The following is a 5,914-nucleotide window of genomic DNA, read 5'->3' on the forward strand; positions in this document are numbered from 1 at the left end:
CCGATATTGCTCGTGTCGCCGCCGATACCGGTGCCGGGCTTGTCATCATGCATACCGGGCGGGATCGCCAGAAGCTGCCGGACGCGATTGCCGATCAGTTGGCATTCCTGCGAAGGTCGCTGGAAATCGCCCGCCAGAACGGCATCGCCGATGATCACATCGTGCTCGATCCCGGTTTCGGATTCGCCAAGGAGACGGCGGAGGAAAATCTCGACCTGATGGCACGCTTTTCGGAATTGCATGCACTCGGCCTGCCGCTGATGGCCGGCACGTCGCGAAAACGCTTCATCGGCACGGTCACCGGCCGTGATGCCGCCGACAGAGGGGTCGGAACAGCGGCGACCAGCGTCATTTTGAGGCTCCAGGGCGCCGATCTGTTTCGCGTCCACGATGTCGCATTCAACGTGGACGCATTGGCGCTCGCCGATGCTATGCTGGCGCGTCAAACCGACCGGGCGAGAAACTGATCGATGTATGTCATCCGCATGAAGAACTGCGCTTTCTTTGCCCGGCACGGCGTGCTGGACGAGGAGGAACGGCTCGGCCAGCGCTTCTATGTCGATGCCGTTCTGACCGTTGACCCAGGCCGGGCGCTTGCCGAAGATTCGATCGAGGATACAGTCCACTACGGCGTTGCATTCAGCGTCATTGAAAAGATCATCACCGGGCAGCGCCGATTTCTGATCGAGTCGCTGGCGCTCGAAGTGGCCCGTGCGCTGACGGCGCGTTTTCCGCAGATAAAGAAAGCCGAGATCACGGTGCGCAAGCCGAACGCACCAGTGCCCGGCGTGCTCGATTATGTCGAGGTGACCGTTGTCTGGCCCGAATAGTACCGTTTACCTCAGCCTTGGCGGCAATCTTGGCGATCCGGCGAAATCCATGAGCGCGGCGCTGCGCATGCTGGATGCCGACGCGGATACGCGTGTCACCGGCGTCTCCTCGCTTTATCGCACACCGCCCTGGGGCAAGCTCGATCAGCCGGATTTTCTCAATGCGGCCGCCGAAATTTCCACCGTGCTTGCACCGCGTGCCCTGCTCGACCTCTGCCTCGATGCGGAGCGCAAGCTGAAGCGGGTGCGCGAGGAGCGGTGGGGGCCGCGGCTGATCGACATCGACATTCTGGTGTTCGGCGACCGCGTCATCCACGAGACCGGGCTGGAGGTGCCGCATCCGCGCATGCTGGAGCGCGCCTTCGTGCTGGCGCCGCTGGCCGAGATCGCGCCCGGCCTGGTTGTCAGCGGTCGCAGCATCACCGATCGCCTGGTCGCCGTCGATACCTCAGGCATCGAGCGATTGTCGTCCGGCCGGGATTGGTGGCTGGCCTAGGTGCGTTGATATTCAGGTGATACCGGCCTGCAAACGGCGCAGCGAGGCCTCTAACCCGAGAAGCCGCCACCATCCAGGAACGTCTGCTCCTGCGAGGTGGTTTCGCGGCCAAGCATCTTGTTTCGATGCGGAAAACGGCCGAATTGCTCAATGATATCACGATGTTCGACAGCATACTTCAGATAGGGCTCGGCTCTGGCCTGCGTCAGCTCGACCGAAATATCCTGGTCGGCCAGTAGCTCCGAATGCTCATAAGGCAGGTAGAGGAAAACGCGGAGTTCTTCCTCGAGTGCCAGGTCATGACCAGCCGCGATCGCCTTCTCTGCGAAATATCTGGCGAGCGGATCGGTCGCGTACATATGGCCGGTGCCGCGAAAGCAGTTCCGCGGAAACTGGTCGAGCAGGATCATCAGCGCCAGCGCGCCTTCGGCATGTTCCAGCCAGTCGTCGCATTCACGCCGCGCGGCGGCGTAGTGCAGGTCGAGAAAGCGGTCGCGGAACTCGGCATCGAATGCTTCGTTCTTCTCGAACCAGGCATCCTCGCCGGCATCGCGCCAGAATTTGGTGACCGACAGGGCTCTGCTGTCCAATTCCATACCTAATTCCTTGCTCAATCGGCGGGTTCGGACTTGTGCAGCACACCCGCGGTCTCTTCGTTGAGTGCCTGACCAGGCCGGCGCGGCGTCGAGAGCGGTGTCGGAATCGGCGTGCCGATATTGCCTCTCAGGAAGCGCTGTCCGGCGCGAATGCCTTCGGCGAGCTGGGTTTCGAAGCGGTCGGTGTCGCGGCGCCTGACATCTTCGATCGTTTCAGCCACGTCTTCGGGATCGACGCCCAGAGATTCCAGGGCCGAGCCGCCGAAAACAAGTGCGGATTCGAAGGTTTCGCGCAGTTGGTAGTCGACGCCGGCACGTATGAGCTGCAGCGCCGTTCCACGGTCGAATGCGCGGGCCAGCACGGTGAGCAGTGGGAATTCGGCCTTGATCAGCTGGGCGATGCGAACAGCCACATCGGCCTTGTCGACGCAGATCAGCACGGCGCGCGCCCGGCCGGCACCGGCGGCATGCAGGATGTCCAGCCGCGTGCCGTCGCCATAGTAGACCTTGAAGCCGAAATCGGCCGCCGCCTGGATCATTTCGACGTCATTGTCGATGATCGAGACGTCGATGCCGCGCAGCAGCAGCGGCTGGCTGGCGATCTGGCCGAAGCGGCCGAAGCCGATGATCAGCACGCTGCCGGTCAGGCCATCGGCGACGTCGACGCCGTCGAGCGACTGCTCGTCGCGCGGCGTCAGATAGCGCAAGGCGATGATGGCCAGCGGCGTCAGCACCATGGAGATGATGACGATCGCCGTCAGCGTCGCATTGGCGTTGCCGTCGATGATACCGACCGCCGCGGCCGCCGAATAAAGGACAAAGGCGAACTCACCGCCTTGCGCCATGAAGACCGCGCGCTCAAGCGCCTCGCGGTGGCTGGTTTTCAGGATACGGGCGACGATGTAGATGCCGAATGCCTTCATCACCATGTAGGCGACGACATAGATGGCAATCAGCCGCCAGTTCGCCGCGACCACATGCAGGTCGAGCGACATGCCCACCGCGAGAAAGAACAGACCGAGCAGGATGCCGCGGAACGGTTCGATATCGGCTTCAAGCTGATGGCGGAAGGTCGATTCGGACAAAAGCACACCGGCCAGGAAGGCGCCCATCGCCATCGACAGGCCGCTGAGCTGCATGGCAAGCGCGGATCCGAGAACGACCAGAAGTGCCGCCGCCGTCATCACCTCGCGGGCACGGGCATCCGCCAGGATGCGGAAGAACGGATTGAGCAGATAACGGCCGGCCACAACCAGGCCGACGATCGCGGCGAGGCCGATGCCGACCTCGGTCAGCCGCTCCGATAGGCTGGTGTCGGCACCGCCGGGCGCCAGAAACGCGATCAGGGCCAGCAGCGGCACGATGGCAAGATCCTCGAGCAGCAGGACCGATACGATGCGCTGACCTTTCGGCGCGGCGATTTCGCCGCGTTCCTCGAGAAGCTGCATGACGATCGCTGTCGAGGTCAGCACGAAGCCGGCGCCGGCGACGAAGGATTGCGCGATTGGAAACCCTCCAGCCATGCCGACCCCGGTCAGCAGGAGCGCGCAGACGCCGACCTGCAACGCACCGAGGCCAAAGATCTCGCGGCGCAGGCCCCAGAGCCGCGATGGCTGCATTTCCAGCCCGATGATGAACAGGAACATCACCACGCCGAGTTCGGCGACATGAAGAATGGCTTCCGATTCGGAAAAGACGCCGAGGCCGAACGGGCCGATCACCACGCCGGCAGCCAGATAGCCGAGGATCGAGCCGAGGCCCATGCGCTTGAAGATGGGAACGGCGACGACACCGGCAGCAAGCAGCGCCACCACCTGAACCAGATCACTGCCCGATGCTTCCGCCGCCATGCCTCTTGTCCCTGTGTCTTGCAGCACTCCTTGCATGCAGTTGGAGCGGGAGGCAAGGCGAGAAATCTGCCGGAAAGGGTAGGGTGCCGTTGCAGTGATTGACTTGGTGGAACAACGGTCCCCGCTTGCCTGCCGGACGTTCGGCATCTATATTGCGTATATGTTTGACCATTCGTCCCGGCCGTCCTCGCCGCCACATATCCCGATGGATGCGCTCAGCGAAGTTCTGCAAGACTTTCGCTTGAGTGGTGTCAACTATGGCCGCTGCGAACTCCGGCACCCATGGAGCATAGACTTTCCGCAACAACAGCTGCTTCGGTTTCACTTTGTCGGCCAGGGCCCATGCTGGATTCATACTGAATCGCAAGGCTGGCAGGAGCTGCGCGATGGCGATCTGGTGCTGCTGCCGCAAGGCATCGCCCATCGGCTGGCGAGCGCGCCGGACGTTGCAGGGGGCTCGCTCGAAGGTTGCCAGGTGATCAAGTTGGGGGGCAACGTCTGCGAAGTGGTACGGCAAGGAACGGGCGCGACGAGCACCCTTTTCTGCGGCTCCATGGCCTTGGACTCCTATGCGCTCAACCCATTGATCACGTTGATGCCGCCTGTCATCAAGGGTTGCGACGTGGCCGGCAATGACCCGGTCGTCGGTCCTTTGCTGGCGGCCATGACGGTGGAGGCCTCGCAGCCGCAGATGGGCAGCGCCACGATTCTGTCGCGTATGGCCGACTTGCTGACGGCCCGGCTCATACGCTGCTGGGTCAATTGCAACGGAGCCTCGACCACCGGTTGGCTCGCAGCCATCCGCGACCCCCATATAGGCCGCGCTTTGGCGGCCATGCACCGCGACCCCGGCCACAACTGGACGCTGGGAAGCCTGGCCGGCGTGGCAGGCCAATCGCGCTCGATTTTCGCCGAGCGTTTCAGTGCGGTATTGGGGGAGGGTGCCGCACACTATCTCGCCCGCCTGCGCATGCAGCTTGCCCGCGAATTGCTGGGCCAAAACGGCTTGTCGGTTGCCGAAGTCGCTACCCGTTTGGGCTATGATTCGGAGGCATCCTTCGCGCGCGCGTTCAAGCGCATCACCAATGTCTCGCCGGGCGTTGTGCGTCGCACAATTCCCGGACGAATGGATATGAATTTCGGATTCTAAGATACATATCATCCGAGCGGACTCGCCTATTTAAGACCTCCAAACTTTGGAGATCTTTCCGTGACTGACACAACATTACAGCTTGAAGACGCCGCGACTGGCCTTGATGCCGATGCACCAGCCGCGTGGAGCGCAGCCACCTGGTTCGCGGTGATTTCATTGGCGGCCACCAGCTTTGCCTTGGTGTCGGCCGAATTCCTGCCCGCAGGTCTGCTGACGCCAATGGCACGTGATCTCGGCATCAGCGAGGGGACGGCCGGACAGGTCGTCACCGCCACCGCTTCCGTCGGCGCCGTGACGGCCATGTTGAGCAATGTTCTCATCGGCCGCTTGAACCGCAAGGCGGTGCTGGTTGGTCTCAGTGCTCTTGCGGTCGGTTCCAATGTCCTGGCGGCGCTGGCGACCGATTTCTGGCTGTTGTTGTTGGGCCGGGCCGGGCTGGGCATCGCTCTCAGTGCTTTCTGGGCACTTTCGGTCGCCGTCGTGGCGAGGCTTGTTGGCGCCAGCGCGACGGGGCGGGGCATGGCGATCGTCACCCTGGGCGTCTCGCTCGCAACCATTGCCGCACCGTCGATGGGCGCGTTGATCAGTGACTGGATAGGGTGGCGCAGTGCCATGGCCATGACGGCGGGGCTGGCCGCGCTTGCCATGCTGCTGCAGTTTCTCAGCCTGCCGACCTTGCCCGCAACGGCAAGCAACAGCCTTGCAGATGTATTTCGGCTGACCCGGCGGCGCGGCATCCAACTCGGCATGCTGGCTATCCTTTTGCTGATGACGGGGCATTTTGCCGGCTCGGTCTATGTGCGTCCCTTCCTCGAACAGGTGACACTCCTTACAACCGGACCGATTGCCTTGGCTCTGCTCGGGTTTGGCATCGCTGCCGTGATCGGTAATATTGCCGGCGGCCGCATGGCCGACACCAACATCCACATGGCCCTCGCAGTCACCGCGGCGTTGATGGCGGTTGCGGCACTTACTTTTGTGCTTTTGGG

7 protein-coding genes are annotated in these 5,914 nt (G+C 62.7%); 5 read left to right on the top strand and 2 right to left on the bottom strand.

The annotated features are described in order from the left end of the window. From EN925_RS19775 to folK, 3 genes are all read left to right on the top strand, one after another. The coding region (locus tag EN925_RS19775; protein ID WP_164894288.1) for a dihydropteroate synthase at positions 1 to 467 on the top strand (467 nt) is incomplete at its 5' end. A 3-nt stretch (positions 468 to 470) separates the two neighbouring features. Beyond that, entirely contained in the window at positions 471 to 830 is a 360-nt protein-coding gene (gene folB / locus EN925_RS19780; protein ID WP_013531873.1) for a dihydroneopterin aldolase, read from the top strand. Then, a complete protein-coding gene (gene folK, locus EN925_RS19785) occupies positions 814 to 1,326 on the top strand; it encodes a 2-amino-4-hydroxy-6-hydroxymethyldihydropteridine diphosphokinase (protein WP_013531872.1) in 513 nt (170 codons plus the stop codon). The genes folB and folK overlap by 17 nt, the downstream gene beginning before the upstream one ends. Positions 1,327 to 1,376: 50 nt before the next feature. On the opposite strand, the gene EN925_RS19790 is transcribed toward folK, so the two are convergent. Beyond that, positions 1,377 to 1,922: a DUF924 family protein gene (locus EN925_RS19790; protein ID WP_064995823.1), complete on the bottom strand. Its 546-nt coding sequence runs from the start codon at positions 1,920 to 1,922 to the stop codon at positions 1,377 to 1,379. A 14-nt stretch (positions 1,923 to 1,936) separates the two neighbouring features. Further along, positions 1,937 to 3,772 carry a monovalent cation:proton antiporter-2 (CPA2) family protein gene (locus EN925_RS19795; protein WP_013531870.1) on the bottom strand — a complete coding sequence of 612 codons (1,836 nt, stop codon included), beginning with the start codon at positions 3,770 to 3,772 and terminating at the stop codon, positions 1,937 to 1,939. Positions 3,773 to 3,932: 160 nt separating this feature from the next. Between EN925_RS19795 and EN925_RS19800 the strand changes: the two genes are divergently transcribed. Further along, entirely contained in the window at positions 3,933 to 4,922 is a 990-nt protein-coding gene (locus EN925_RS19800; protein WP_063170228.1) for an AraC family transcriptional regulator, read from the top strand. A 60-nt stretch (positions 4,923 to 4,982) separates the two neighbouring features. Next, positions 4,983 to 5,914: MFS transporter (locus EN925_RS19805; RefSeq protein ID WP_164894289.1), on the top strand; the 932-nt coding region annotated here is incomplete at its 3' end.

The organism is Mesorhizobium sp. M7A.F.Ca.US.006.04.2.1 (assembly GCF_004022915.1).
Taxonomy (GTDB): Bacteria; Pseudomonadota; Alphaproteobacteria; order Rhizobiales; family Rhizobiaceae; genus Mesorhizobium; species Mesorhizobium ciceri.

Excerpts from the sequence above, each read along its gene's own strand:
- EN925_RS19790 (WP_064995823.1), bottom strand. The coding sequence starts at position 1,922 with ATGGAATTGGACAGCAGAGCCCTGTCGGTCACCAAATTCTGGCGCGAT.
- EN925_RS19800 (WP_063170228.1), top strand. The coding sequence starts at position 3,933 with ATGTTTGACCATTCGTCCCGGCCGTCCTCGCCGCCACATATCCCGATG.
- EN925_RS19795 (WP_013531870.1), bottom strand. The coding sequence starts at position 3,772 with ATGGCGGCGGAAGCATCGGGCAGTGATCTGGTTCAGGTGGTGGCGCTG.
- folB (WP_013531873.1), top strand. The coding sequence starts at position 471 with ATGTATGTCATCCGCATGAAGAACTGCGCTTTCTTTGCCCGGCACGGC.